Genomic DNA, 24,865 nt, shown 5'->3' on the forward strand with positions numbered 1-24,865 from the left:
CCAGCGGTCAGCTCGTCCCCGATGAACTCCCGTCGCGCCACGTCGACGCAGCATCGTTCGCAACCTGGGCTCGCGGCCTGGGTGCCGGCACTGCTGCTGTTCGCTTCGGGCGGAGCGGCGCTGGTGTTCCAGGTCTTGTGGGTCAAGCAGCTGTCCCTGGTGGTGGGGGTGGAGGTGTATGCCGTCACCACCGCAATCAGTGCCTTCTTTGCCGGCCTGGCCCTGGGCGGCCTGGCCTTCGGCCGACTCGCGGACCGTCTGGAACGGCCCCTGCGCCTGTATGCCGGTCTGGAATTCCTGGTGGCGCTGCTGGGCGTCGCCGCTACTCTCGCGCTGGCCAACGCCGCCAGCGCTTTCGCGTTTCTCGAGGAAGCTGTCGGGGCCCTGGCCTGGGGGCTGCCGTTCGTACTGGTCGGCGTACCGGCGTTCTTCATGGGCGGCACGCTGCCGGTGCTGGTGCGCGCGCTGGAGCCCGCCGAAGGGCAGATGGGCCGCGCCGGTGGTGGCCTGTATGCGGCCAACACCGCCGGCGCCATCGCCGGCACGCTACTGGCGGCTTTCGTGCTGCTGCCCTGGCTGGGCGTCCTGGCCAGTGCCTGCGCGGCTGCCGTGTTCAACCTGTTCGCTGCTGGCGGCGCGTTGCTGATTCGCCAGCAGGCGGCACGGACCCAGGCGCAGGATGCACCGGCAGCCGGCCCGCGCAGCCGTGCGGCGCGCCTGGCCATAGCGCTGTACTGCGTCGCCGGTGGCGTGGCGCTGGGCTACGAGGTGGTCTGGACGCAGTCCATCGTCCAGTTCATGAGCACCCGCACCTTCGCCTTCGCCGTGGTGCTGGCCACCTACCTCTGCGGCCTGGTGCTGGGCAGCGCCCTGTACGCCCGCCGCGCCGACCGCATCCGCGATCCCTGGGGCCTGTTCGGCCTGCTCATCGCCGCCGCCGGGCTGCTGGCGATCCTGCAGATCGCCGGCCTGGGCGACTGGCTGTTCGGCCTGCAGACCCGCGCCGAATGGCTGGTCATGCAGGCCGGTGGCAGCGAGCTGGCGGGCATGTGCGCGCGCTTCGCGGTAGCGGCGCTGTGCGTGGTGTTCCTGCCGACGACCCTGCTGGGCGCGGCGTTCCCCATTGCCCTGCGCCTGTCGGTGGATCGCGACCACGTTGGCCGCGATGTCGGCGTGGTGGTGGCGCTCAATACCCTGGGCGGCATCGTCGGCGTGATGCTGACCGGCTTCGTGCTCGTCCCCGGCCTGGGACTGGTGCGCACCCTGGCCGTGCTCGGCGCGCTGGCTGCCGTCATCGGCCTGCTGGCCGTCTGGCGCGGCGAGGGCGTGAGCAGGAAGCTGCGCCTGGGCGTTGCCGGCGTGGCGGTACTGGCAGTGGGCATAGGCGCCACGACGCCGCCGCAGCTGCTGGCCGAGCTGATGCCCGGCGCGCGCAACGGGCGCATCGGCTACTACGCCGAAGGCCGCGGCGGCACCGTCGCGGTGGTGGAGCAGGGGCGTGGCGACAACCGCTTCAACCGCCTCTATATCCAGGGCGTGTCCAACACCGGCGATGCCATGCCCTCGCTGCGCTACATGCGCCTGCAGGCGTTGCTGCCGCTGCTGATTCACAATGGCGAGCCGCGCTCGGCGCTGGTGATCGGCTTCGGCACCGGCATCACTGCCGGCGCCATGCTGCGCTACCGCGACCTGCAGCATCCGGTGGTGGCCGAATTGCTGCCCGAAGTGCTGGCCGCCGCGCCGAACTTCAAGGGCAACTTCGACGCCATCCACGATCCGCGCCTGGACATCCGCCTGCGCGATGGTCGCCGCGAGCTGCTGCGCAGCGCCGAGCGCTACGACATGATCACCCTGGAACCGCCGCCGCCTTCGGCCGCCGGGGTGGTCAACCTGTATTCCCGCGACTTCTACCAGCTGGCCGCCGCGCGCCTGGAGGAGGGCGGGGTGGTCGCCCAGTGGCTGCCTCTGCCGACGCAGAACGACGAGGAAAGCCGCTCGCTGGTGCGCAGCTTCATCGACGTCTTCCCCTACGCGACGCTGTGGACCACCGAGTTCCACGAGATGCTGCTGGTGGGTTCGCTGCAGCCGCTGCACCTGGACGTGACGACCATCCGCCAGCGCTTCGAACAGCCGGAAGTCGCCGCTGCACTGGGGGAGGTCGGGGTCGACTCGGTCGAAGCGCTGCTGGCCACCTGGGTCACCGACCGCGCCGGGCTGGAACGATACGCCGGCGACGCGCTGCCGGTGACCGACGATCACCCGCGCATCGAGTACGCGCCGTGGGTACGTCCGAAGGAGATCGCCCGGGTGCTGCCAACACTGCTTGCGTTGCGCACCGCGCCGCCGCTGGAAAATGCCTTGCCGTCGGTGCAGGCCTCGGTCAACGACAACTGGCTGCGGCTGCGGCGCTTCTACGACCTGAGCCTGAGTGCCTACCGCGGCGACCGCAAGAGCTGGGCGCAGGATGCCCGGCAGGTGGCCCTGGATGATGGCGACAACCCCTATTACCGCTGGTTCCTGGGGGCGCCTTGAGCGTCCGCCGGTAGCAGGTAAAGGACCTGCCACCGGCGCTGGTCATCACTGCGGCGGGTGGTCGTCTGCGGGGCGGGGTGGCAAGGGGCCCAGGAACATTTTCCTGAGTCGCTCATGGCCGATCACCCGTGCCAGCTCCGAGATGACGCAGTACATGAAGATCAGCGTGACCAGCAGTATCTGCACTGCCCAGAAGCGCGGCCAGTTCATCGACGTCCACAGCATGGAGTTGGCGTCCAGCAGGCTGGGCGCTTCCTTCCAGTACTCGTAGAGCCGCTCCAGGTAGTGCACGAACAGGGCGACCAGGGCGTACATCACGGTCTTCCAGGTCACGTTCCAGATCAGCGGCTTCTCGGGAAAGCGATTGATGAAGGGCAGCATGTCGGCCACCAGTACCGACTTGCCGAGCACCAGGGAGGCGATCAGTACCGAGGCCGTCACGGGCAGCGGAACCCCGCTGCCCTTGATCATCAGCGCGCGGATGGCGGCGACGATGTGCAGGATGACGAAGAAGAAGATGGTCGGCGGCAGCGCCTTGATGAACTCGTGCTTGGCCTTCTGCAATATCGATGTCATGGGGTCCCCCTTCTGGTTGTCGGTTGCTCGGACGGGTGGGCGCTGGCAGAGCCAGCCGGCTCAATGTCCGACGCCGGCCGGAAATGCCTGGCTGCCGAGCAGCACACCGTCGACGGATTGGCCGTAGTAGCCCTGATCCGAGCCATGGAAGCGCTTGGCCGTGCTGGCGACATTACCGTCGAAGCGCGGGTCCTGCGGCCGTTCCCGGCTGTTCAGGTAGGCCGCCACGTCCCAGGCCTGCTGGACGTTCAGCTGCACGGCCTTGCCCAGCGGCATGTTCTCGTAGATGAAAGTGGCCGCTGTGTTGACGCGGTGCATGCCGGCGCCCCAGTTGTACGAGTCGGCTCCCCACAGCGCCGGGATTACCGGCACGTCGGCCATCCTGCGCCCTTCGCCCTGCGCGCCGTGGCAGACGGCGCAGTGTTGCGCGTAAACCGCTTCGCCGCGCTGCGGCGAGTAGGCCTGCGGTGGCGCGGGCAGGGCGGCGAAGGCACGTCCGGGCATCCGTTCGCGGCCCTCCATCTTCACCTTGCCGGTCAGCGGTCCGGGCAGCTTGAAGGATTCGTCCCGACCACCGCGTTGCAGCGCTTCATCGCTGAGTTCGGGCACTGGTTTGTCCTGCATGCCGTACATGTCCAGCAGGCCGCCCATGAGCAGCCAGTACGAGTAGGCGGAGATCGCCACCAGCTCGGTCGAGCCCAGCTCGGGGGCCTTGCCGTTCATGGAGTAGTTGAAGCAGCCCTGCACGCGTTCTGCGAAGTTGTTCACCCGGTTGTCTTTCTTGCGGAAGGCCGGGTAGGCCAGGTAGGCCGCCCATAGCGGGGCGGCGTAAGCCTTGGTGCCCGCATCGAGGTGGCAGTTGGTGCAGTTCAGCTGGTTGCCCACATAGCGCCCCTTGAGCTGCTGGGTGTCGACGATCAGCTGGTAGCCGCGGCGGACCTTGTCGCCAAAGGCGCCGTCCGGGATTCGCGAAAGGTCGCGCGGAGTGAAGTAGTGGGCGTCCCGGGCCTTGGGTTGCGCGGTGATTTCTTCCATGGCGGTGGTCACCGGGTCGGCCGCCTGGACGGGCAGCGCGATGCATCCCGCCAGCGACAGGTAGAGCAAGGGCCTGTTCATGAGCGCTCCTCAGCGAATCGCCGCCAGATAGCTGGCCAGCGCGGTGATGTCCTTGTCGTTCAGACGCTTGGCGATGGCTGCCATCATGCCGTCGGGATCGCCACTGCGTTCGCCCTTGCGCCAGGCGTGCAGCTGGGCCTCCAGGTACGCCGTCTGCTGTCCGGCGAGTCGCGGGAAGGGCCCGCCGCCGATGGCCGAGGGCCCGTGACAGCTGAAGCAGGCCGGGATGTCGCGAGCCATGTCGCCCTGGTAATAGAGCTTCTCCGCCGGCGTGGCGGCCAGGTTCTGGCCCCGCACCTGCAGCGCGGGCGGCTTGCCCTGGGCGGCAAAGTAGGCGGCGGCAGGCTGCAGCAGATCGGCCGAGGCGTAGGCTTCGGCCATCGGTCCCATCAGGGCATTGCTGCGCCGCCTGGCGTTGAAGTTCGCGACCTGTGCGCTGATGTAACTGGCTGACAGCCCGGCCAGTACCGGACCTTGTGCGGTCCCCTGGCCCTGCATGCCATGGCAGACCGCGCAGGTTTGAACGGCATCCGGTATTTCGTCGGCGACGGCCGCTCCGGCAATACATGAAAGTAGTACGACAGAAGGCCATCTGAGCATCGAGTTTCCCGCCTCTACATGCTGCGACTGCGCTGAGTGTAGACGGCATCGTCAGCCGCGAGACATTCCACTGCGCTGCCTGCCTTTACAAGCACCGGGTGGCATGCAAGCGGGTGGCGGGCAGGATTGGATGCGCCTGCCAGGCATCGCTGGTGAACCGCTGGGCGACTCGTCGCCGGGTGTGGCGGAGCGCTCGGCGAAGCGACGGGCGGGGGTGTGGCGGGCCGATTCGTTGACGCAGGTCCATGCACCGTGAAGATCGGTTTGTCCGCAAGTTTCGCGTCCTACAGACTGGTCGTCTTGTATACAGTTCCTGGAGTCAATGATGCGAAAGTCCCTCTCAGCACTTGCTTTAACCATCCTGGCGTCACAAGGCGTCATGGCCGGCGAGACCACGACCACGGCACTCGGTGGCGGTGTCGGAGGCGCCCTGGGCAGCGTCGTGGGTAATGCCGTCGGCGGCAGCACTGGCGCCGCGATTGGCGCTGGAGTCGGCGGTGCAGCGGGCGGCGCGATGTCGGCGAAGGACGGGAAGAAGACCGAGGCGGCCATTGGTGGTGGTCTCGGTGCGGCGGGTGGCCAGGTCATCGGCAGCAAGGTGGGCGGTTCAACCGGCGGCCTGGTGGGTGCGGGGCTGGGCGGCGCGGCGGGCAGCGCCATCGGCAACAACCTGGCCGACGATGGCCATGATCACCATGACAATCACGACCACCACGATCACCACGACAATCACCACAAGCACAAACACCACCACTGACCGTCGCCCCGGTTTCGGCGAGCGACTTTTTAGGGCGCAGTGAAGGCCACGATGATCGGCCCGCAGACGGCCAGTAGCACGTTCGAAATCGCGTAGCAGACGGTGAAGCCGATGACCGGGGTGTTGCTGCCGGACTGCTCGATGATCTTGTTCATCGACGCGGCTTCCGTCTGGGCTCCGGCCAGCGCTCCGAACAGGATCATCGGGTGCAGCCCGAGCACGTAGCGGCCGAAATAGAGCGTCACCAGCGGCGGAATGATCGTGACGATCGCTCCCGCGATCAGCAGGGCGGCGCCTTGCTCCTGGATGGCGGTGATGGCGGCGGGTCCGGCCAGCAGGCCGACCACGGCGCCGAATGCCGTCAGGCCGAACTCGGAGAAGGCCCATTGCGCGGCGGGCGGCAAGGCGCCCCGTTCGGGGTGTCGGGAGTTGAACCAGCCGATCAGCAGGCCCGCCAGCAGCACGCCGCCGCCAATCCCCAGCTCCACGGGAATCATGCCGATATGCGTCGACAGCATGCCGGCCAGGGAGCCGACCACCATCCCCAGGGCGTGGATGGCGATGTCGCTCTTGTAATTGCTGGTACGGATGAGGCCGATCTGCTCGGCCAGGGCCTCCACGCTCGCGGTGCGGCCCACCAGCGTAATGACGTCCCCCCGGTACAGCACCGTTTCGGGCAGCAGGGGCAGCTCCAGCCCCTGGCGGGTGATGGTGCGGATGTAGCATCCCATGCGCTCGGAGCCGATCAGCATGGCCTTGATCTGGTGAATGGTCTTGCCGACCAGTTTGCGGGAAGTGAGCACGATGTCGGCATCACGGGTGGGAAACGACATGCTTTCCGGGTTGTCGATTTCCGGGCCGATCCACTGGTTCAGCTGTGGCACGGCCTCGCGCAGGGCATAGACCGCGAGTATGTCGCCGGCGCTGAGCTTCAGGTCCGGTGAGCGCTCCAGTATCTGCCCGTCGCGAATGACCCGCTCGATACTCAGCGAGGCATGCAGTGCTTCGATGTCCGCGATGCGCTGGCCAACGGCGGCGGGCACGCTCAGGCAGTGGGCGCGTACGACGATGCGGGTGTAGGGAATGCTGATGGCGTTCTCCTCCCGCTCGATGCCCAGCTGAAGCTCCAGCTCTCTTGCCGAATCCTTCAGGTCGACCCGCAGCAGCCTGGGGGCGATGGTGCCGACGAAGACCACCAGCCCGATGGTGCCGAATACATAGGTGATGGCGTAGGCGACCGCCATGTGGCTGTTGAGCTGGGATTTGGCGGCTTCATCGATGGCCAGTTGCGCTATCGCGCTGCTCGCGGTCCCCATGATTGCCGTATCGGTCAACGCGCCTGCCCCCAGGCCGGCGGTGAAGCCCGCGTCGAACTGGAAGAGGCGGTTCATGACCAGGATGGTGACCAGCGCCGTGCCACACAGCACGACGGACAGCACGACCAGTTTCAGCGTGCCGCGGTTGAGGCTGCCGAAGAACTCCGGCCCGCTCTTGAAGCCCACGGCGTAGATGAACAGTGCGAAGAACACCGACTTCAGGACATGCGGTACTTCGAGGCCGATCTGCCCGATCAGCAGGCCCATCAGCAGCGCACCGGCCACCGAGCCCAGGTGAAATTCGCCGATGCGGACGCGGCCCAGGAGCACGCCCAGTGCGATGGCCAGAAAGACTGCCATTTCGGGGTTGGCGCGCAGTGCATGCAACACGAAATCGACCATCGACGACTCTCCCTCTCGTAATGGGCCGCTGTTGGAAACCGGGGTCGGGTCTCAGTATGGCTGGCCCTGGAGAATCTGTGAGCCGCTCCACCGAGCCTTCAAGAACGCCATTTTCTCGGCTGTATTGCGACTGCCCATGGATTATTCGACTAGTCTTCCCCGACATGACCGTGGCGCGAATCGGGGGCAGTAGCGCGCACACGGAAACTCGAGAGTCCGGATGTCGACCTCCAACGATCTGATCATTTGCGAATACTGCGACGCGGTGTATCGGCGCGAGCCGCTGCAGCGCCATCAGCGCGCCCTGTGCGAACGCTGTGGCGGACTCCTGCACCGGCACAATGCGCTGAGCATTCAGCAACGACTGGCCCTGGCGATTACCGGGGCGATCCTGCTGGCCTTCGCCCACAGCTACCCGGTGATGACCATCAGCATGCAGGGGCTGACCAACTCCGCGACGCTGTGGGATTCGGTGATGATCCTCAGCAGCGGCAGCATCACCCTCATCGCGCTGGTCGTGGCGCTGGCGATCATCCTCGCCCCGGTGCTGCAGATCGCCCTGCTCATCTGGGTGCTGGCATTCGCCCAGGCAGGGCGCCGGGCACCCGCTTTCGCCTTCAGCATGCGCTGGCTGGAGGCCCTGCGCCCATGGAGCATGCTGGAAGTCTGCCTGCTGGGGACCATGGTCGCGGTGATCAAGCTGGCCGGCCTGCTCGACGTGATCCCCGGCATCGGGCTGCTGGCCATGGCGGCGCTCAGCGTCCTGATCCTCTACATCGCCGGGAAGGATATCCGCGAACTCTGGGAGCGCGTATGAGCCGGCCCCCTCTGGCGACCGAACTCGACCTGTGCCTCTGTCATGGCTGCGGCCTCGCCTGCGACGTCCATGAGCACGGCCATCACTGCGGGCGCTGCGGCGCGCCGCTGCATGTTCGCAAGGGCGATGCCGTCACGCGCGCCTGGGCGTTTCTCATCGCCGCCCTGATCTTCTATATCCCCGCCAACCTGCTGCCGGTGATGCACACCGAGATGCTCGGCCAGGGCATCGACAGCACCATCGGCGGCGGCGTGCTCGAATTCTGGGAAAGCGGGGCGTGGGATATCGCCCTGATCATCTTCATCGCCAGTATCGGCGTACCGGCGATCAAGTTCCTCGCCATGGGCATGTTGCTGCTGACCGTGCAGCGACGCAGCAGCTGGGCACAACGTCAGCGCTCGCAGCTGTATCGCCTGGTCGAACTGATCGGCTACTGGTCGATGCTCGATGTGCTGGTCGTCGCGCTGGTGGCCGCCCTGGTGCAGATGCGCGAACTGGGCACCATCGAGCCGCGCCCGGGCATTCTTTTCTTTGGCCTGGTGGTCGTCTTCACCATGCTTTCCGCCATGAGTTTCGATCCACGGCTTATCTGGGACGACGGAGACCCTATTGATGCAGCAGGACACCCTTAAGCCAGGCACTCCGGGGCCCGCACCGGTACGCACGCGGCGCTGGAACGTGTCGATGGTGTGGATTGTGCCGATAGTCGCACTGCTGGTGGGCGCCTCGCTGATCGTGCGCAACTGGATGGAGCAGGGGCCGACCATCGAAATCTCCTTCAGGACCGGCGAAGGCCTGGTTGCGCACAAGACCCAGGTCAAGTACCGCAGCGTGGTCATCGGCGAGGTCGAGGCGGTGGAGCTGGCCAACGACAAGAACAGCGTCAATGCCACGGTGAAACTCAACAAGGAAGCGGAATCCTTCGCCACCCAGGGCGCCAAGTTCTGGGTGGTGCGCCCGCGTATCGGCGCCGGTGGCGTCACCGGCGTGGACACCCTGCTGTCGGGCAACTTCATCGGCGCGGATGCCGGGGAGTCGCGGGCTCCGCAGAAACGCTTCACCGGCCTGGAGGCCCCGCCGCCGATCACCTATGGCGAGAAGGGCAAGAGCTTCGTGCTGCGCGCTGAAGACCTCGGCTCGCTGGATATCGGCTCGCCGATCTATTACCGCAAGATCCCGGTGGGGCAGGTGACCTCCTATGCCTTGCGCAGCGATGGCAAGGGGGTGGACCTGGGCATTTTCGTCGAGGCGCCGAACGACGCCTTCGTCACCCAGAACACCCGTTTCTGGAACGCCAGCGGCGTGGACGTCGATGTGGGCGCCAATGGCCTGAAGGTCAATACCGAGTCGCTCTCGGCGCTGCTGGTGGGCGGGCTGGCCTTCGGCACGCCGGAAGGGAGCGACGACGTAGCGGCTGCCAACGACAACCAGGCCTTCGACCTGTACGCCGACCGCGAGGGCGCGCTGGCGCCGCCGTCGGGTATCGCCCAGTACCTGCGCCTGCGCTTCGACCAGTCCATGCGCGGGCTCAGCGTCGGGGCGCCGGTGGAGTTCATGGGCGTCGAATTCGGCAAGGTCACGGGCATCCAGCTGGACTATGACGAGAAACAACAGAGCTTCCCGGTGCTGGTCGATGCCGTCATCTATCCGCAGCGACTGGGCCCGGTGCATCAGAAGATGCTGCGGGCTTTCAAGAGCTCCACCGGGGACGAGGCCGGCGTCAGCCGCGTGATCAGCAGCTTCGTCGAACATGGCATGCGCGCCCAGGCGCGCAGCGGCAACCTGTTGACCGGCCAGCTGTACATTTCCCTGGACTTCTATCCCGATGCCAAGCCCGTGGCCTTCGATGGCACTGCCCGGCCCCTGCTGATCCCCACGGTTCCCAGCAGCCTGGAGAAACTCCAGGAGCAGTTGCAGGCGGTGGTGGAGCGTATCCGCAAGCTGCCGCTGGAGCGCATCGCCAACAATCTCGACGGCAACCTGCGCGAACTGCAGGGCAGCCTCAAGCAGTTCAATACCCAGACCTTGCCCGGGGTGACCAGTACCCTGGCCGAGGTGCGCTCGACCCTGGCCACGGCCAACGCGGCGCTGGGCGAGAACTCGCCGCAGCGGGAAAAACTCAGCGACACCCTGAATGAGCTGGATCGCATGTCACGCTCGCTGCGCGATCTCTCCGATTACCTCGGACGGCACCCCGAATCGCTCATCCGCGGCAAACCCAAGGGTGCGGACGCGGACAACCTGCAGCCATGAGCCAGCACCGTACACAGGAGATAAAGCCGATGCCGAAGTCATCCTTGCTGCTGCTGGCAGGATTGTTCCCACTGCTCTGGGGCTGTAGCAGCGCGCCCGTGCACTATCACACGCTGCTGCCGGCCCAGCCCGGCACCCCCGCCAGCGCTCAGGTGCGCGTCGAGCGCGTCATCCTGCCGCCGCAGGTGGATCGCTCGCAGATGGTGATTCGCCAGGGTGGCAGTGGCCTGGTCATTCTCGAGACCGAGTGGTGGGGCGCCAACCTGGTGGACGAGTTCGGCAACGCCCTGCAGGACCAGCTCGGCGCGCCGGGGCCCGGTGCGGCGCTGTTGCGGGTAGAGGTGCAGCGTTTTGACTCGGTACCGGGGCAGTATTCGCTGCTGGACGCGCAATGGCGCCTGCAGAAGCGCGGCAGCGATCAGTCACTGACCTGTCGCAGCAGCCTGCAGACCCGCGCGGACAACAGTGTGGACAGCCTGGTCCTCGCGCATCAGAGCAACCTGCACAAGCTGGCGGAGCAGGTGGCGCGGGCCAGTGCCGGGGGCGCGCGCACCTGTCCGTGAGTTCCGGCGGGGAAGGGCAGCGCTGCCCCGTCGAGAATCTTCGATGCCGAAAAAGGTTACCCTTGGCAGCGCTTGCGCCCGCTTCTGGCGCAGGTTGATGCGTTACAGGAGATAACACTTGATGGAGACTTCGTCCCGCCCCCGCAGCACCCTCAATCCACCGGTTTTCTACACCAGCGCCGCGCTGATCTTCCTGCTCGTGCTGTACGCCGTGGTGTTCCAGGCCCAGGCCCAGGCGCAGTTCGACAGCGTGCAGCGCTGGATCTTCGGCAATGCCAGCTGGTTCTACATCCTCGCCGTGGCGCTGATCCTGATCAGCGTGGTGTTCCTCGCGGTCAGCCGCTACGGTGACATCAAGCTTGGCCCCGATCACAGCGAGCCGGAGTACCGCAGCAGCAGCTGGTTCGCCATGCTGTTTTCCGCCGGCATGGGCATCGGCCTGATGTTCTTCGGCGTCGCCGAGCCGATCATGCACTTCACCAGCCCGCCGGTGGGAGAGGCGGGCACCGTCACCGCCGCCCGTGAGGCGATGAAGATCACCTTCTTCCACTGGGGGCTGCACGCCTGGGCGATCTACGCCATCGTCGGCCTGATCCTGGCGTACTTCAGCTTTCGCAAGGGCCTGCCGCTGACCCTGCGTTCGGCGCTCTACCCGCTGATCGGCGAGCGCATCTACGGGCCCATCGGCCATGCAGTGGACGTCTTCGCCATCATCGGCACGGTGTTCGGCGTCGCCACCTCGCTGGGCTACGGCGTGCTGCAGATCAACAGTGGCTTCCACCATCTGTTCGGCCTGCCGGTCAATCCCACGGTGCAGATCATCCTCATCACGGTGACCTGCGGCCTGGCCACGCTCTCGGTCGCCAGCGGCCTGGACCGGGGCATCCGCATCCTGTCCGAGCTGAACCTGGCGCTGGCCGTGATCCTCATGCTCTTCGTGCTGCTGCTCGGCCCCACCGTCTTCCTGCTGCAGACCTACGTGCAGAATACCGGCGCCTACCTGTCGGACATCGTCAACAAGACCTTCAACCTCTACGCCTATCAGCCCACCGACTGGATCGGCGGCTGGACGCTGCTCTACTGGGGCTGGTGGCTGTCCTGGTCGCCCTTCGTGGGGCTGTTCATCGCGCGCATCTCGCGTGGCAGGACGATCCGCGAGTTCGTCTGTGGCGTGCTCTTCGTGCCGGCCGGCTTCACCCTGCTGTGGATGACGGTGTTCGGCGATTCGGCCATCCACATGATCCTCAACGACGGGGTGCGCGACCTGGCGAGCGTGGTCGACCAGGACAGCTCGCTGGCGCTGTTCGCCTTCCTCGAACACTTCCCGCTGTCAGGCGTGGTGTCCATGGTGGCAGTGCTGATGGTGGTGGTGTTCTTCGTGACCTCGGCCGATTCCGGCGCCCTGGTGGTGGACATGCTGGCCTCTTCGGGGCATGCGCATTCGCCGTTGTGGCAGCGCATCTTCTGGTCGGTGAGCATCGGCGTGGTCGCCGTGGCGCTGCTGCTGGCGAATGGGCTCAAGGCGCTGCAGACGGCGACCATTGCCAGCGCACTGCCGTTCTCGGTGATCCTGCTGGCGTCGATCTGGGGGCTGTTCCGCGCGCTGAACCTGGACGCCACCCGGCGCGGCTTGCGCAACCAGGCGCTGCCCGCCCCGCGCCATGCGCCCCACCACGAGGGCGGCTGGCAGCGTCGCCTGCGCAACATTGCCATGAAGCCCCGCCGCGCCCACGTCACCCGCTTCATCAGCGAGGTAGTCCGCCCGGCCTGCGACGAAGTGGCGGCAGAATTGCGCAAGCAGGGGCAGGAGGTCACGGTGGTGGAGCTGGATGATGGCCGTGTCAGCCTCGACCTCTCGCCTTCGGGTGAAGCGCACTTCCGCTATGAGGTTCGTCCGCGAGCCTTCACCAGCCCGAGCTTCGTGGTGCTCGACGACAGCGATGGTGGCGAGGCCCGCAAGTACTTCCGCGCCGAGGTGCATCTGCGCGAGGGTGGCCAGGATTACGACATCATGGGCTGGAGCCGCGACGACGTGATTGCCGACATCCTGGATCAGTACGAGCGCCATCTGCACTACCTGCATGTGGTGCGCTGAGGGCACTCATGGGTTCCGCCGCCGCTGGCGGGGCCCGTCGAGAGGCGCTGCGGGAAGGGCTTATGCAGCGCCGGCCGGGGCCTTTGCGTCCAGGTAGGGGGCGGCCAGCTCCAGCGCTCCCCGGCCGCCCCGGCGAAGGCAGGCCAGAAGCGACAGCCAGGGAATGTCGGTCATCACCACGGCATCGCTGGAAAGCGTCTGTATCTCTCCCGCGGTGCCGCCGGCCGGACCGCCGTCGGGCATGTAGACCAGCAGCCAGTCACCGCGGCTTTCCAGCGACAGGCCAAACCGGTAGCCGGCGTCCTGGATGACCATCACGACCCGGGCTCCCTCGATGTTCTCCATGCCAGTGAAGCGGGCCGTTGCGTCCTTGAGCAGCTGATAGCCCGGCAGGTTGCCAAGCAGCTTGTCCTCCAGCGCCTGCAAGGCATTTGCTGCCACGGCGGTCCTGGCCAGCAGGCCGGCGAGGAAGCAGAAGATCAGCAGCAGGACGATGGCCGCCAGGGTGACGGAGGTGGCTCCCGCGACCGAGAAACCCTCGAAGATCGGCAGCACCTTCTGCAGGGGGCCGCTGAGCAGATGGATGGCCTTCTCGATGAGGATGAACAGCAGTACCAGCGGAAGTATGAAGAGCAGCCCACCGGCAATGGTGGTCTTGATGAATCTGAACATGCGCAGTCTCCTTGGCTTTGCGGCCCGACTCCATGGAATCGCTCCAGGCCCCTGTGTCGCAAGAGCTTAGACGCACGGTCGGCAAGTACCCGGCGGATCTGCCTGCCAGTCGATCGGTGCAGTGAGCATTTCACGACAGGGCACGCGCCAGGCGAGAGCCTGGGGAAGGGGCTCCGCCGCTCTTTTCCTCGCAGACAGACCCGGCAATTGCTGTCGCGTGCGGGCAGTGCAATCCACTGCACTCATACCTAAGTATGAGTTTCTGAATCCCTACTTCGTCGCTTACGTCGTGCTCTCGTACTGATTAGTTTTCCCGGGCCAACACCAACCACGGGAAAGCCGCATGACAACAACAAAAGCGCGCGCCGGATTCGCCCCCAACGCCCTGGCGCTTGCCGTTGCACTGGGCTGTGCCGCACAGGCCCAGGCCGTCACGTTCAATATCGGCGAGGTCGAAGGAACCTTCGACTCGTCCCTGTCCGTGGGGGCCAGCTGGGCGCTACGCGGTGGCGATCCGGACCTCATCGGCGTCAACAACGGCGGCAAGGGCCTGTCGCAGACCACCGATGACGGGCACCTGAACTTCAAGAAGGGCGAGACCTTCTCGAAGATCTTCAAGGGCATCCACGACCTCGAGCTGAAGTACGAAGACACCGGCGTGTTCCTGCGTGGCAAGTACTGGTACGACTTCGAACTCAAGGACGAAAGCCGGCCGTTCAAGGACATCGACGACAGCGGTCGCAAGGAGGGCGCGAAATCCTCCGGCGCGCAGATGCTCGATGCCTTCGTCTACCACAACTACACCATTGCCGATCAGCCGGGCTCGGTCCGCCTGGGCAAGCAGGTGGTGAGCTGGGGGGAGAGCACCTTCATCCTCAACAGCATCAACTCGATCAACCCGATCGACGTTGCCGCCTTCCGCCGCCCCGGTGCCGAGATCAAGGAAGGCCTGATCCCGGTAAACATGTTCTACGTCTCGCAGAGCCTGACCGACAGTCTCTCGGCCGAAGCCTTCTACCAGCTGGAGTGGGACCAAACGGTGGTCGACAACTGCGGCACCTTCTTCTCCCAGGCCGACGTGGTGGCCGACGGCTGCAGCAACAACCTGCGTCTGCTCACCAACAACCTGGCCGCCGGCAATGCCATCAACGCCGCGCTGCCCGGCACCACCATGGACATCGACCAGAACGGCGAAGGCACCCTGGTGCACCGCAGTGCGGACCGCGATGCCCGCGATGGCGGCCAGTGGGGCCTGGCGCTGCGCTACATGTTCGACCCGCTGAACACCGAGTTCGGCGCGTACTTCATGAACTACCACAGCCGCGCGCCGTTCCTCAGCGTGACTGCACCTTCGCAGGGGCTGTACAACGTGGCGGGACGCACTGGCGCGGCCGCGCCCCTGGTGGTGGCGGGGAACTCCAGCTACTTCATGGAGTACCCGGAAGACATCCACCTGTACGGCCTGAGCTTCTCCACCACGCTGCCCACCGGTACCGCCTGGAGCGGCGAGATCAGCTACCGCCCCAACGCCCCGGTGCAGCTCAACACCACCGACCTGCTGTTCTCCGGCGTCGGCCCGCTCGCGGCGATCAACCCGGTGGCCTATGCGGCCTACGGTAACGCCTCGGTGCTCCAGGCCACTCCGGGCGGCGACCTGCACGGCTACCGTCGCAAGGAAATCACCCAGTTCCAGACCACCCTGACGCACTTCTTCGATCAGGTCATGGGCGCCGAGCGCCTGACCCTGGTGGGGGAGGTGGGCGTAGTGCATGTCGGCGGGCTCGAATCGACCCGCGAGGCGCGTTACGGCCGCGATCCGGTCTACGGTCCGGGGCCGCTGCCGGCCACCGGCTCGGTCGACACCTGCCGCGCGCTCAATCAGACCACCATCGCCGGCGCGGTCGGCAACAACGACTACACCAACCTGACCAGCAACTGCACGGATGACGGCTACGTCACCGCCACCTCCTGGGGATACCGCGCCCGCGCGATCTGGGACTACAACAGCGTCTTCGCCGGGGTGAACCTGCGGCCGAACATCAGCTGGTCGCACGACGTCCACGGCTACGGTCCCAACGGCCTGTTCAACGAAGGCAGCAAGGCGGTCAGCTTCGGCATCGATGCGGACTACGCCAACACCTACACCACCAGCCTTTCCTACACCGACTTCTTTGGCGGCGACTACAACACGTCGGTCGACAGGGACTTCGTCGCCCTCAGTTTCGGCGTGAACTTCTAACCCGGAGGACCCTGCCATGCAGACTCAGAAAACCTTGTTGAAATCCGGCGTACTGGCCCTCTCGCTGCTGGCCAGCAGCGTCATGGCGGCCGCCCCGGCCGCCGAAGTGGCGCAGCTGGGCGGCACCCTCACGCCCATGGGCGCCGAGAAGGCCGGCAACGCCGACGGCAGCATCCCGGCCTGGGCCGGCGGCCTGCCGACGAATGCCGGTGCGGTGGACGGCAAGGGCTTCCTGGCCGATCCGTTCGCCAGCGAAAAGCCGCTGTTCGTCATCACCGCGGCCAACGCGGCGCAGTACAAGGACAAGCTCACCGAAGGCCAGATGGCGATGTTCAAGCGCTATCCGGACAGCTACAAGATCCCGGTGTACCCGACGCACCGTACCGCGGCGCTGCCGGACGACATCTACGCCGCGATCAAGACCAGCGCCCAGCACACCGAGCTGGTCGGCGGCGGTAACGGCCTGCAGAACTTCGACAGCCACTACTACGCCTTCCCGATTCCGAAGACCGGCGTGGAGCTGGTGTGGAACCACGAAACCCGTTACCGCGGCGGTAACATCCATCGCTACATCACCCGGGTACAGCCGCAGGTGGATGGCTCGTTCTCGATGGTGCACTTCGAGGACGAAGTGTCCTATCCCGCCAACCTGCCGGATTTCGACAAGGCCAAGGGCGACAACATCCTCTTCTACTTCATCCAGCGGGTAACCGCGCCGGCGCGTCTGGCGGGCAACGTGCTGCTGGTCCACGAGACCATCGACCAGGTCAAGGAACCGCGCCAGGCGTGGCTCTACAACGCCGGTCAGCGCCGCGTCCGCCGTGCGCCGCAGGTTGCCTACGACGGCCCGGCAACCGCCGCCGACGGCCTGGCCACCTCCGACAACTACGACATGTACAACGGCTCGCCGGATCGCTACGACTGGAAGCTGGTCGGCAAGAAGGAGCTGTACATCCCCTACAACAGCTACAAGCTCGATTCGCCGTCGCTCAAGTACGACGACATCATCAAGCCGGGGCACATCAACCAGGACCTGACCCGCTACGAGCTGCACCGGGTGTGGGAAGTGGTGGGTACGCTGAAGGACGGTGAGCGGCACATCTACGCCAAGCGCCACATGTTCTTCGACGAGGACACCTGGCAACTGGCCGAGGTCGACCACTACGACGGCCGTGGCCAGCTGTGGCGTGTCGGCGAGGGCCACGCGCAGCAGTATTACAACCAGAAGGTGCCTGGTTACACCGCCGAGACTCTCTACGATGTCATCTCCGGCCGCTACTCGGTCATGGGCCTGAAGAACGAAGAGAAGCAGAGCATCGTGTTCGGCGCCAAGGCGCTTGCCGCGGACTACACCCCGGCAGCATTGCGCCAGACGGGTGTTCGCTGACGTCAGCAGTTTCACCGAGCAACTCCGTGTTGGGCGGCCTGACGGCCGCCCTTTTTTATGCCTGATCGTCGGCTAGCCCAATACAGTCACAGGGGGCAAGTCGTACCATGGCGGACTTTGTATCAGCGAGTAACGCCATGCCCACGGCGAATATCTACTCAGACCCGTGCCGCGTTCCCTCGTTGCCCACCGGTTTTCTGCCACGCCCCCGTCTCAGCAAGACCCTCCTGGCTGCGCGCTGCCGCCTGCGGCTGATCTGCGCTCCGGCCGGCAGCGGCAAGAGCGTGCTGCTGCGCGAATGCGCACTGGCGCGCCCCGAACAGACCCAGGTGCTGTGGCTCGACCTCAAGGGCCTGGTGCTGGATGACGCGGCCTTGCTGCGCCTGCTGGCCTCGGCGCTGGAACTGGCCGACAGCGATCCCCTCTGCGTGCTCAACGGTCTGGCGCAACGTGAAGGCGCGCTGTGGATCATGCTCGACGACCTGCCGCGGGCGACGGACGAGCGCATCGACCGCCTCCTCGAACTGCTGCTGCGGGCGTCGGCACCGAACGTATCCTGGTGGATCGCCAGTCGCCGCCGGCCGGCGTGCAAGCTGGAGCGCCTGCTGCTCGACGGCGAGCTGCTGGAACTCGGCGCAGAAGACCTGGCCATGACTGCCGCTGAATTGAGCGAGTTGCTCGGCAGCCTGTATGGCGAGGTGCCGGTGACCAGCGTGCAGACCCTGATGCTGCAGACCGATGGCTGGTTCGCCGGCATCCGCCTGCGTCTGCATGGCCGCGATCCCGGACAGCTGCCCGAGGCGATGCAGGGCAACGCCCTGGTGCGGCGTTATCTGGAGCAGGAGGTGCTGGCGGAGCTTCCGGGCGAGTTGCGTGATGCGCTGTGCAAGCTGTCCTGCCTGCAGGACTTCGATGACTCATTGTGCGATCACGTGCTGGGGGCCGGGGAGGGCAAGCAACTGCTGCAGCAGCTGCTCGACGCTGGCGTGTTCATCGAGACGCTCGACGCCGACCTCGGCCTGCATCGCGTTCGTCCGGCGGTGGGCAGCATTCTCGCGGCGGAAGTGGCCCAGGGCCTGAAGCGTGCCTTGTACCGCCACGCCTGCCAGTGGTCTGCCGGGCGCGAACAGGTTCGTCAGGCCATCGACTACGCGCTGCTCGCGGAACAGCCCGAGATTGCCGCCAGCCTGCTGCAGCACTTCACCCGCGACCGCCTGCTGCACGGCAGCCAGATGGCGAGGGTGCTCAGGTGGCGCAATCTGCTGCCGGGCGAGCTGATCTCCAGCACGCCGCGCCTGCTGATCCTGAATTCCTGGGCGCTGCTCATCAGCGGACGCCTGGATGAGGCGGAAGTCTGTGCGGCACAGCTGCAACGCTTCCTGCCGCAGCCGACGGCGCAGCGCCAGCGCGAGCTGCTCGCGCAGTGCCAGGCGCTGTCCGGCAAGCTCGAATACCATCGGGGCAAGGCCGACGCACGGCACATGCGCGAGGCGCTGGATCACCTGCCGGAATCCGCCTGGGCGCAGCACGTGATCGTGCTCACTGCGCTGATCGAAGTGGAAATCGTCGACGGGCGCATGGAGACGGCCGAGCAGTTCTATCGCGATGCCATCAAGATGGCGCGCCGTCACGGCAGTCGCATGCTCGAGGCGGTGCTGCTGCTGCAGCAGGTACAGCTGCTGGAAATGCGCGGCGAACTCGGTCAGGCGCTGCATCTGACCGAGCAGTTGCACCGGGAGTTGTGCGCCGAGGGCAAGGGCGAGGCCAACCCCCTGCGCGGCCGGACGCGCCTGCGCCTGGGGGCCTTGCTGGCGCGGCGAGGAGACTACGCCATTGCCCGTGGCCACTACGAAGCCGGGTTGCAGGAGTGTCTGGACTGCGAAGACCCGGCTGCTTCCTGGGGTTACATCGGCCTGGCCGAACTCGATGCGATGCAGAAGGCGCTCGGTCAGGCTCATCAGCGTCTGGCCGATGCGGAGCGGCTGTTGCAGTTCCGCAATATCACCGAGCCGTTGTACCAGAGCCTGCTGCTGCTGGGTTACGCCCGGCTGTGGATTCAGGAAGGCAATCCCGGCCGGGCTCGTACCGCCCTGGAGGAGGGGCTGCGGCAGTACAGCGGTGATGAACGCAACAGACCGCCGTACGGCAATCCGGAGCTGGTCCAGAACCTCCAGCTGGCGCTGCTGCACGCACGTCAGGCGATGGGCGAGGAGGTCAGCGGTGCCTTCGAGGACATGCTCAAGACGGCCCTGCGCCAGGATCGCCGCAGCCTCGCCACCGAGCTGTGGTTCGGTATGGCCGAAGCACTCTATGCCAGCGGCCAGCAGGGCGGGGCGCAGCGGGCCCTGCTCGATGCGATGGCGCTGTCCCGGCAGATCGGCATGCTCGGCGCCGAGCACAGCTGCAGCCTGCGCAATCCCGGTCTGATTCGCTGGGGCAAGGACTCGCTCAGGCCCAAGGACCAGCAGACCTCCGCCGTGTTGCTCAGTCCGCGCGAGCTGTCGGTGCTGAAGATGATTGCCCAGGGCTTGTCCAACCAGGACATCGCCGAGCAGCTGTTCATCTCCCTGCACACCGTCAAGAGCCATGCGCAGAAGATCAACGTGAAGCTGGGCGTGGCCCGGCGCACCCAGGCCATTGTCCGGGCCAAGGAACTGGGGCTGGTGCGCTAGTCCCGGGCTCAGCCGTCAGCGATAGCCGGGCGGGGCCTCGGGGTCGGTCGGGTTGCCACTGTCGAGCAACTGCCGCCTTATCGCCCGGGGCGTGTCGTCGAACCAGCGGCGGCAGGCGCGGTTGAACACGCTCTGTTCGCTGTAGCCCAGCAGTCCCGCGACCTGGGACATCGGCATGTGGCGCTCGGCAAGGTAGCGTTGCGCGCAGGAGCGTCGGGCCTGCTCCAGCACCTGCTCGAAGCCGGTGCCCAGTTCCGCCAGGCGCCGTTGCAGTACGCGCTCGTGCAGGCCGAGCTGCTCGGCGATCAGGCCGATCCGGCAGCGCTGGGTGGGCAGGGTCCGCAGGATCAGGTTTTCCACCTGCAGGACCAGGCCGGCCGCGGCCTGGGCGTCGAAGGGCCGCAGGTAATCCAGCATCACCCGGTGCAGTTGCGGGTCCTGCTGCTCGATGCGCATGGCCAGTTGCTCGTTGCTCAGGACCAGGGCGTTGCAGTCCTGGTTGAAGTACGCCGCCGTCCTGAAATAGCGCTGGTAGCGGGCAGGAGGCAGCGCGCCGGCGCCGCTGAGCAGCAGGGTGCGGGCGCTGAACTGGCTGCCGCAGAGGAGCTTCAGGGTGTTGTGGCCAACCCCCAGTGCCAGTTCCTGCATCTGTCTGCGCCGCGTCGGGCCGGGCAGGCGAATCTCGATCAGCAGCCGCGGCGCCTGGCGATCGCTGCGATCGAGTTGCACATCGATGCCGGGGCTGTGATAGCCGATGAACCGCGAGATCTCCTCCAGCGCCTGGCCCACCGTGGCCGAGTTCCGCGCAATCAGCGCCACCGGGCCGAGCACCTGCAGGTCCTGGTATTCCGCCATGCGCAGGCCCAGGTCGGGGCAATTCAGTTCATTCGCGGCGCATTCGAGCACGCCCACCAGGGCGCGCAGCGGCACCCGCGCCTCGTCGTCTTCGAGTGCGGCGGGGGCGATCTGGAAGCGCCGCAGCAGGTGCTCGCAATCCCCGCCGAGCTGGGCGACCAGCTGCGGAAAGCCAATGAACGAGGTGGTGCGGATGAGGGCGGTCACAGTCGTTTAAAATCAAAAATCAGTCGTTGAAAGTCAATTAATGTGCGCCTCGGCGGCGAAGAATTCCAGCGGTCTGCGCCGAGAACTGCTGCTCGGCGCGTATCGCCCGCGAACCGAGAAGAACAAGTATGGAATTCGACTACATCATCGTTGGTGCCGGCTCGGCCGGCTGCGTACTGGCCAATCGTCTGAGCGCCGACCCCTCGGTCCGGGTGTGCCTGCTGGAGGCCGGTTCGGAAGACACCTCGCCGCTGATCCACACGCCGATCGGCGTCGCCGCCATCCTGCCGACCCGCCACGTCAACTGGGCGCTGCAGACGGTTCCGCAACCCGGCCTGGGCGGGCGTGTGGGCTACCAGCCGCGCGGCAAGACCCTCGGCGGCAGCAGCTCGATCAACGGCATGATCTACATTCGCGGGCATCGCAGCGACTACGACGACTGGCAGGACCTGGGCAACGCAGGCTGGGGCTATGACGACGTGCTGCCGTACTTCCGCAAGAGCGAGGGCCATCACCTCGGTGGCTGTGATTACCACGGTGGCGATGGCGAGCTCTATGTCGGCCGGGTGCAGCCGCACGCGGTCACCAATGCCTTCCTCGATGCGGCCCAACAGGCCGGGCACGCGCGCAACGCCGACTTCAACGGTGTCGAGCAGGAAGGGGTGGGGCACTACGACGTGACCATCCGCGAGGGGCGCCGCTGGAGCACCGCCTCGGCCTTCCTCAAGCCCATCCGCGAGCTGCGCGGTAACCTCACGGTGATTACCGGAGCCCAGGCCCAGCGCATCCTGCTGCAGGGTAAACGCGCCGTGGGCATGCAGGTGTCGGTCAAGGGCGAGCGCCTGGAGCTCAAGGCGCGCAAGGAAGTCCTGCTCAGCGCAGGGGCGTTCGGCAGCCCGCAGTTGCTGATGCTGTCGGGTATCGGCGCAGAGGCCGATCTCAAGCCCCACGGCATCGCCCTGCAGCACGAACTGCCCGGCGTGGGCAAGAACCTCCAGGACCACCCGGACTTCGTCGCCTGCTACAAGAGCCATGACACCAGCCTGCTGGGCATCTCCGTCCGAGGCACGGTGCGCATGGGCAAGGCCTTCATCGATTACACCCGCCAGCGCACCGGCCCCTTCGCCAGCAACTGCGCCGAGAGCGGCGGCTTCCTCAAGACCTCGGCGGACCTGTCGCGCCCGGATATCCAGCTTCACGCGGTGATCGGCCCGATCGACGACCACGGCCGCAAGCTGCACTGGGGGCATGGCTTCAGCTGCCACGTCTGCGTGCTGCGACCGAAAAGCATCGGCAGCGTCGGCCTGAACTCGGCCGACCCCTTCGCCGCGCCGCGCATCGACCCCAACTTCCTCGGCCATGACGACGACGTCAGCACGCTGCTCAAGGGCTACCGCATGGTCCAGGACATCGCCGGCCAGGCGCCGCTCGCCCGATACGGCCTGAAGGATATGTACGGCCAGAACCTCTCCAGCGACGAGCAACTGATCGAGCTGCTGCGCAAGCGCACCGACACCGTCTACCACCCGGTCGGCACCTGCAAGATGGGCAGCGACGAGATGGCGGTCGTGGACGGGCAACTGCGCGTGCACGGCATCGAAGGCTTGCGCGTCGTCGACGCCTCGATCATGCCCACCCTGGTCGGCGGCAACACCAACGCCCCGTCGATCATGATCGCCGAGCGGGCTGCGGAGTGGATCATCGCGGCGTGAGTTACGCCTGCCTGGCCAGGTGGGCCCGTCAGCGAATCCCCAGCGCGTGATCCAGCGACCAGCTGCCCGCGCCGCGGCCGATCAGCAACAGCAGCAGACCCGCCCAGACCAGGTGGGTGGGCCAGGCGTCCGGATAGACAAACACTTCGATCACCGTAGTCATCCCCAGCAGTGCCAGGGCCGAAAGGCGGGTGCACAAGCCGAGCACCAGCAGCAGGGGGAAGAAGTGTTCCGCGTAGGTCGCCAGGTGCGCGGCGATCTCCGGTGGCAGCAGCGGCAGCCGGTACTCGGTGCGGAACAGCTCGTAGGTGCTCGGGGTGATGGTCAGGAGGCCGTCGACCTTGGTGCGCCCGGAGAGGAAGAAGGTCGCGGCGATGCCGATTCGCGCCACCAGGCAGAGCAAGGTGTCGCCGAGCAGGTGCTGGAGGAAGTCGGCAAGGCGATTCCAGCGCTGGCGCAGGCCGGCGCGGGGATGGGTAGTGCGGGCGATGTCCATGATGACCTCCTCACGCGAGGTGGATGGGACGGAAAACACCGGCGCCGAGCAGGCGGCCGAACAGGTCGTGGAAGTCGAGATCCGCTTGCGCGTCGAGTGCCAGGGCCGAAGCCCGGTCGAGGTCACTACCGCTCGCGCAAGCGTCGAGGAAGGCGCAGCTCCCGACTTCCAGCGCGTGCCAGGCGACGCCCTCGGCATGGCCGACCAGCAGCGCACCTTCACCCTGCCAGGGCAGCTCCTCCGGTATCGGCAGGGCTTCGCGGTTGCAACGCCAGAGGCTGTAGATCGGTTGCTCGGCAAACCAGCGCCAGCGTACGCAGGCGCGCGGCTCCAGGTGGCAGGTGGCGAGGTCGGAAGCCGTCATGCCGGCCAGGCTGGTGAGGTCGAGCAGTGCCTCCTGCGGCGCGACGAAGGCCTCGGTCCACAGCCGGTCCAGGCGTGCCACGGCGCCCAGGTAGGGCAGCTCGCGTGCGGGTGCGAAGGCGTCGAGGAAGTCGGCGAAGCCCTCGCCGTAGAGAATCAGGCGGGCGTCGCCTGGCGGCGTCTCGCGGGCGTGGATGGCCGCTGCGGCGCGAAGCCAGTCGGTGCCGACCAGACGTTCTATGGTCGGGAAGTTGTCGCACAGGGCATCGACGCAGCCCTTGAACACGGTGTTGCGATACACCTCGAAGGCCGCCTGGGAAATCACGTCTTGCAGCGCGGGGGCAGGGCGGCGATAGAGGGCTTCGACGAAGTCGTCCTGGAAGCTGCCGAGCGAGCGGTTCATGGCTTCACCTGCGTCAGGTTGAGGATCGCCTGCGCGAGCTCGCGCTCGGCCAGCAGTTCGTCGAAGGCGGGCAGATGGTCGTCGCGCTCGATCAGTGTCGGCCTCGGGCCGATGCGCTGGATCAGGTGCTCGTAGAGCGCCCAGACCGGTTCGGCGATCGGCGCGTCATGGGAGTCGATCAGCAGTTCGCCGCCCTCGTCGCTGCTGTGCCCGGCCAGGTGGATTTCGAGGATGGCCGCCGCGGGGAAACGGTCGAGGTAGCGCCTGGCATCGAAGCCAAGATTTTGCGCGCTGACATGTACGTTGTTGACGTCGAGCAGCAGGCCGCAGCCGGTGCGCAGCGCGAGCTCCGTGAGGAATTCGATTTCGTCCCAGTCGTGGCCCTCCAGGCGCAGGTAATGGCTGGGGTTCTCGATGGCGATGCGTCGGCCCAGGGCTTCCTGGGTGCGCTGGATGTTCTCGGTCAAGCGCACCAGGGCTGCCTGGCTGCGCGGGAAAGGCAGCAGGTCCGGCAGGTACTGGCCGCGCCAGGTCGACCAGGCCAGGTGCTCGGAAATCAGCTGCGGCTGCACGCGCTCGACCAGTGCGCGCAGGCGTTGAAGGTGTGCCTCGTCAGGCGCGGCGTCGGCCGCCAGGGACAGCGAGACCCCGTGCAGCGACAGCGGATGCCGCCCGGCGATCCGCTCCAGCCAGGCAAGGCGGGGACCGCCGACCATGTAGTTCTCCGGGTGAACTTCGAACCAGAGACCCTGGGCGGAGCAGGCCAGGGCCTGGGCGTAGTGTTCACCCTTGAGCCCGAGCCCGGCGCCCGGTTGATGGAATGCGTTCATGG

At 66.5% G+C, this 24,865-nt stretch carries 19 protein-coding genes and 2 pseudogenes; 12 read left to right on the forward strand and 9 right to left on the reverse strand.

Features of this window, described 5'->3' with window-relative positions; all coding sequences use genetic code 11:
- Nucleotides 1-21 precede the first annotated feature (21 nt).
- On the forward strand, nucleotides 22-2,532 hold the full coding sequence (locus J2T47_RS23445) for a fused MFS/spermidine synthase (protein WP_253452496.1): 2,511 nt from the start codon (nucleotides 22-24) through the stop codon (nucleotides 2,530-2,532).
- Between the two features lie 45 nt (nucleotides 2,533-2,577).
- Here the strand turns inward: J2T47_RS23445 and J2T47_RS23450 are convergent, their stop codons facing one another.
- From J2T47_RS23450 to J2T47_RS23460, 3 genes are read right to left on the reverse strand one after another with little or no spacing between them, the layout of a single operon-like run.
- Nucleotides 2,578-3,108 carry a hypothetical protein gene (locus J2T47_RS23450; RefSeq protein ID WP_253452303.1) on the reverse strand — a complete coding sequence of 177 codons (531 nt, stop codon included), beginning with the start codon at nucleotides 3,106-3,108 and terminating at the stop codon, nucleotides 2,578-2,580.
- A gap of 60 nt (nucleotides 3,109-3,168) precedes the next feature.
- Nucleotides 3,169-4,224 carry a c-type cytochrome gene (locus J2T47_RS23455; RefSeq protein ID WP_253452306.1) on the reverse strand — a complete coding sequence of 352 codons (1,056 nt, stop codon included), beginning with the start codon at nucleotides 4,222-4,224 and terminating at the stop codon, nucleotides 3,169-3,171.
- A gap of 9 nt (nucleotides 4,225-4,233) precedes the next feature.
- Nucleotides 4,234-4,824, reverse strand: a complete 591-nt coding sequence (locus tag J2T47_RS23460; RefSeq protein ID WP_301295664.1) for a c-type cytochrome — start codon at nucleotides 4,822-4,824, stop codon at nucleotides 4,234-4,236.
- 325 nt (nucleotides 4,825-5,149) lie between these two features.
- Between J2T47_RS23460 and J2T47_RS23465 the strand changes: the two genes are divergently transcribed.
- Complete coding sequence (locus J2T47_RS23465) at nucleotides 5,150-5,581, forward strand: glycine zipper domain-containing protein (protein ID WP_253452312.1); 432 nt, start codon at nucleotides 5,150-5,152, stop codon at nucleotides 5,579-5,581.
- Between the two features lie 29 nt (nucleotides 5,582-5,610).
- Here J2T47_RS23465 and aspT read toward each other — a convergent pair whose 3' ends face one another.
- On the reverse strand, nucleotides 5,611-7,299 hold the full coding sequence (gene aspT, locus J2T47_RS23470; protein WP_253452315.1) for an aspartate-alanine antiporter: 1,689 nt from the start codon (nucleotides 7,297-7,299) through the stop codon (nucleotides 5,611-5,613).
- A gap of 220 nt (nucleotides 7,300-7,519) precedes the next feature.
- On the opposite strand from aspT, the gene J2T47_RS23475 reads away from it, so the two are divergent.
- The 5 genes from J2T47_RS23475 (at nucleotide 7,520) to J2T47_RS23495 (ending at nucleotide 13,027) form a co-directional block, all read left to right on the forward strand.
- Nucleotides 7,520-8,116, forward strand: coding sequence for a paraquat-inducible protein A (locus J2T47_RS23475; protein ID WP_253452318.1), 597 nt, complete (start codon nucleotides 7,520-7,522; stop codon nucleotides 8,114-8,116).
- The gene (locus J2T47_RS23480; RefSeq protein ID WP_253452321.1) at nucleotides 8,113-8,748 is read left to right on the forward strand and encodes a paraquat-inducible protein A; all 636 of its coding nucleotides are present in this window, start codon (nucleotides 8,113-8,115) and stop codon (nucleotides 8,746-8,748) included. Before J2T47_RS23475 ends, J2T47_RS23480 begins: the two co-directional genes overlap by 4 nt.
- A complete protein-coding gene (locus J2T47_RS23485) occupies nucleotides 8,729-10,369 on the forward strand; it encodes an intermembrane transport protein PqiB (protein ID WP_253452323.1) in 1,641 nt (546 codons plus the stop codon). Before J2T47_RS23480 ends, J2T47_RS23485 begins: the two co-directional genes overlap by 20 nt.
- Before the next feature lie 29 nt (nucleotides 10,370-10,398).
- Nucleotides 10,399-10,932, forward strand: a complete 534-nt coding sequence (locus J2T47_RS23490; RefSeq protein ID WP_253452326.1) for a PqiC family protein — start codon at nucleotides 10,399-10,401, stop codon at nucleotides 10,930-10,932.
- Nucleotides 10,933-11,053: 121 nt separating this feature from the next.
- Nucleotides 11,054-13,027, forward strand: a complete 1,974-nt coding sequence (locus J2T47_RS23495; protein ID WP_253452328.1) for a BCCT family transporter — start codon at nucleotides 11,054-11,056, stop codon at nucleotides 13,025-13,027.
- 60 nt (nucleotides 13,028-13,087) lie between these two features.
- On the opposite strand, the gene J2T47_RS23500 is transcribed toward J2T47_RS23495, so the two are convergent.
- Entirely contained in the window at nucleotides 13,088-13,699 is a 612-nt protein-coding gene (locus J2T47_RS23500; RefSeq protein WP_253452330.1) for a hypothetical protein, read from the reverse strand.
- 343 nt (nucleotides 13,700-14,042) lie between these two features.
- Here J2T47_RS23500 and J2T47_RS23505 point away from each other — a divergent pair, with 343 nt between their 5' ends.
- The 4 genes and pseudogenes from J2T47_RS23505 to J2T47_RS29515 all read left to right on the forward strand — a co-directional run.
- Nucleotides 14,043-15,938 carry a DUF1302 domain-containing protein gene (locus J2T47_RS23505; protein ID WP_253452332.1) on the forward strand — a complete coding sequence of 632 codons (1,896 nt, stop codon included), beginning with the start codon at nucleotides 14,043-14,045 and terminating at the stop codon, nucleotides 15,936-15,938.
- A gap of 16 nt (nucleotides 15,939-15,954) precedes the next feature.
- Entirely contained in the window at nucleotides 15,955-17,325 is a 1,371-nt protein-coding gene (locus J2T47_RS23510) for a DUF1329 domain-containing protein (protein WP_253452334.1), read from the forward strand.
- A gap of 1,232 nt (nucleotides 17,326-18,557) precedes the next feature.
- Nucleotides 18,558-19,694, forward strand: a pseudogene (locus J2T47_RS29510) (helix-turn-helix transcriptional regulator); the annotation flags it as partial.
- A gap of 114 nt (nucleotides 19,695-19,808) precedes the next feature.
- Nucleotides 19,809-19,997 (forward strand): annotated as a pseudogene (locus J2T47_RS29515) (response regulator transcription factor); the annotation flags it as partial.
- Nucleotides 19,998-20,012: 15 nt separating this feature from the next.
- Here J2T47_RS29515 and J2T47_RS23520 read toward each other — a convergent pair.
- Nucleotides 20,013-21,059, reverse strand: a complete 1,047-nt coding sequence (locus J2T47_RS23520; protein WP_253452338.1) for an AraC family transcriptional regulator — start codon at nucleotides 21,057-21,059, stop codon at nucleotides 20,013-20,015.
- A 128-nt stretch (nucleotides 21,060-21,187) separates the two neighbouring features.
- Here J2T47_RS23520 and J2T47_RS23525 point away from each other — a divergent pair, with 128 nt between their 5' ends.
- Nucleotides 21,188-22,771 carry a GMC family oxidoreductase gene (locus J2T47_RS23525; protein WP_253452340.1) on the forward strand — a complete coding sequence of 528 codons (1,584 nt, stop codon included), beginning with the start codon at nucleotides 21,188-21,190 and terminating at the stop codon, nucleotides 22,769-22,771.
- A 28-nt stretch (nucleotides 22,772-22,799) separates the two neighbouring features.
- On the opposite strand, the gene J2T47_RS23530 is transcribed toward J2T47_RS23525, so the two are convergent.
- The 3 genes from J2T47_RS23530 to bufB are packed head-to-tail and all read right to left on the reverse strand — an operon-like array spanning nucleotide 22,800 to nucleotide 24,863.
- Complete coding sequence (locus J2T47_RS23530) at nucleotides 22,800-23,267, reverse strand: DoxX family protein (RefSeq protein WP_253452342.1); 468 nt, start codon at nucleotides 23,265-23,267, stop codon at nucleotides 22,800-22,802.
- Between the two features lie 10 nt (nucleotides 23,268-23,277).
- A complete protein-coding gene (locus J2T47_RS23535) occupies nucleotides 23,278-24,033 on the reverse strand; it encodes an HvfC/BufC N-terminal domain-containing protein (RefSeq protein WP_253452344.1) in 756 nt (251 codons plus the stop codon).
- Entirely contained in the window at nucleotides 24,030-24,863 is an 834-nt protein-coding gene (gene bufB, locus J2T47_RS23540) for an MNIO family bufferin maturase (protein WP_253452346.1), read from the reverse strand. The genes J2T47_RS23535 and bufB overlap by 4 nt, the downstream gene beginning before the upstream one ends.
- Nucleotides 24,864-24,865 lie beyond the last annotated feature (2 nt).

Origin of the sequence: Pseudomonas nitroreducens (genome assembly GCF_024170165.1) — a bacterium.
In the GTDB taxonomy this organism is placed as follows: Bacteria; Pseudomonadota; Gammaproteobacteria; order Pseudomonadales; family Pseudomonadaceae; genus Pseudomonas; species Pseudomonas nitroreducens_C.

Excerpts from the sequence above, each read along its gene's own strand:
- J2T47_RS23455 (WP_253452306.1), bottom strand. The coding sequence starts at position 4,224 with ATGAACAGGCCCTTGCTCTACCTGTCGCTGGCGGGATGCATCGCGCTG.
- J2T47_RS23500 (WP_253452330.1), bottom strand. The coding sequence starts at position 13,699 with ATGTTCAGATTCATCAAGACCACCATTGCCGGTGGGCTGCTCTTCATA.
- J2T47_RS23495 (WP_253452328.1), top strand. The coding sequence starts at position 11,054 with ATGGAGACTTCGTCCCGCCCCCGCAGCACCCTCAATCCACCGGTTTTC.
- J2T47_RS23535 (WP_253452344.1), bottom strand. The coding sequence starts at position 24,033 with ATGAACCGCTCGCTCGGCAGCTTCCAGGACGACTTCGTCGAAGCCCTC.
- J2T47_RS23490 (WP_253452326.1), top strand. The coding sequence starts at position 10,399 with ATGCCGAAGTCATCCTTGCTGCTGCTGGCAGGATTGTTCCCACTGCTC.
- J2T47_RS23465 (WP_253452312.1), top strand. The coding sequence starts at position 5,150 with ATGCGAAAGTCCCTCTCAGCACTTGCTTTAACCATCCTGGCGTCACAA.
- J2T47_RS23505 (WP_253452332.1), top strand. The coding sequence starts at position 14,043 with ATGACAACAACAAAAGCGCGCGCCGGATTCGCCCCCAACGCCCTGGCG.
- J2T47_RS23510 (WP_253452334.1), top strand. The coding sequence starts at position 15,955 with ATGCAGACTCAGAAAACCTTGTTGAAATCCGGCGTACTGGCCCTCTCG.
- bufB (WP_253452346.1), bottom strand. The coding sequence starts at position 24,863 with ATGAACGCATTCCATCAACCGGGCGCCGGGCTCGGGCTCAAGGGTGAA.
- J2T47_RS23460 (WP_301295664.1), bottom strand. The coding sequence starts at position 4,824 with ATGCTCAGATGGCCTTCTGTCGTACTACTTTCATGTATTGCCGGAGCG.
- aspT (WP_253452315.1), bottom strand. The coding sequence starts at position 7,299 with ATGGTCGATTTCGTGTTGCATGCACTGCGCGCCAACCCCGAAATGGCA.
- J2T47_RS23480 (WP_253452321.1), top strand. The coding sequence starts at position 8,113 with ATGAGCCGGCCCCCTCTGGCGACCGAACTCGACCTGTGCCTCTGTCAT.
- J2T47_RS23485 (WP_253452323.1), top strand. The coding sequence starts at position 8,729 with ATGCAGCAGGACACCCTTAAGCCAGGCACTCCGGGGCCCGCACCGGTA.
- J2T47_RS23450 (WP_253452303.1), bottom strand. The coding sequence starts at position 3,108 with ATGACATCGATATTGCAGAAGGCCAAGCACGAGTTCATCAAGGCGCTG.
- J2T47_RS23445 (WP_253452496.1), top strand. The coding sequence starts at position 22 with ATGAACTCCCGTCGCGCCACGTCGACGCAGCATCGTTCGCAACCTGGG.
- J2T47_RS23525 (WP_253452340.1), top strand. The coding sequence starts at position 21,188 with ATGGAATTCGACTACATCATCGTTGGTGCCGGCTCGGCCGGCTGCGTA.
- J2T47_RS23530 (WP_253452342.1), bottom strand. The coding sequence starts at position 23,267 with ATGGACATCGCCCGCACTACCCATCCCCGCGCCGGCCTGCGCCAGCGC.
- J2T47_RS23475 (WP_253452318.1), top strand. The coding sequence starts at position 7,520 with ATGTCGACCTCCAACGATCTGATCATTTGCGAATACTGCGACGCGGTG.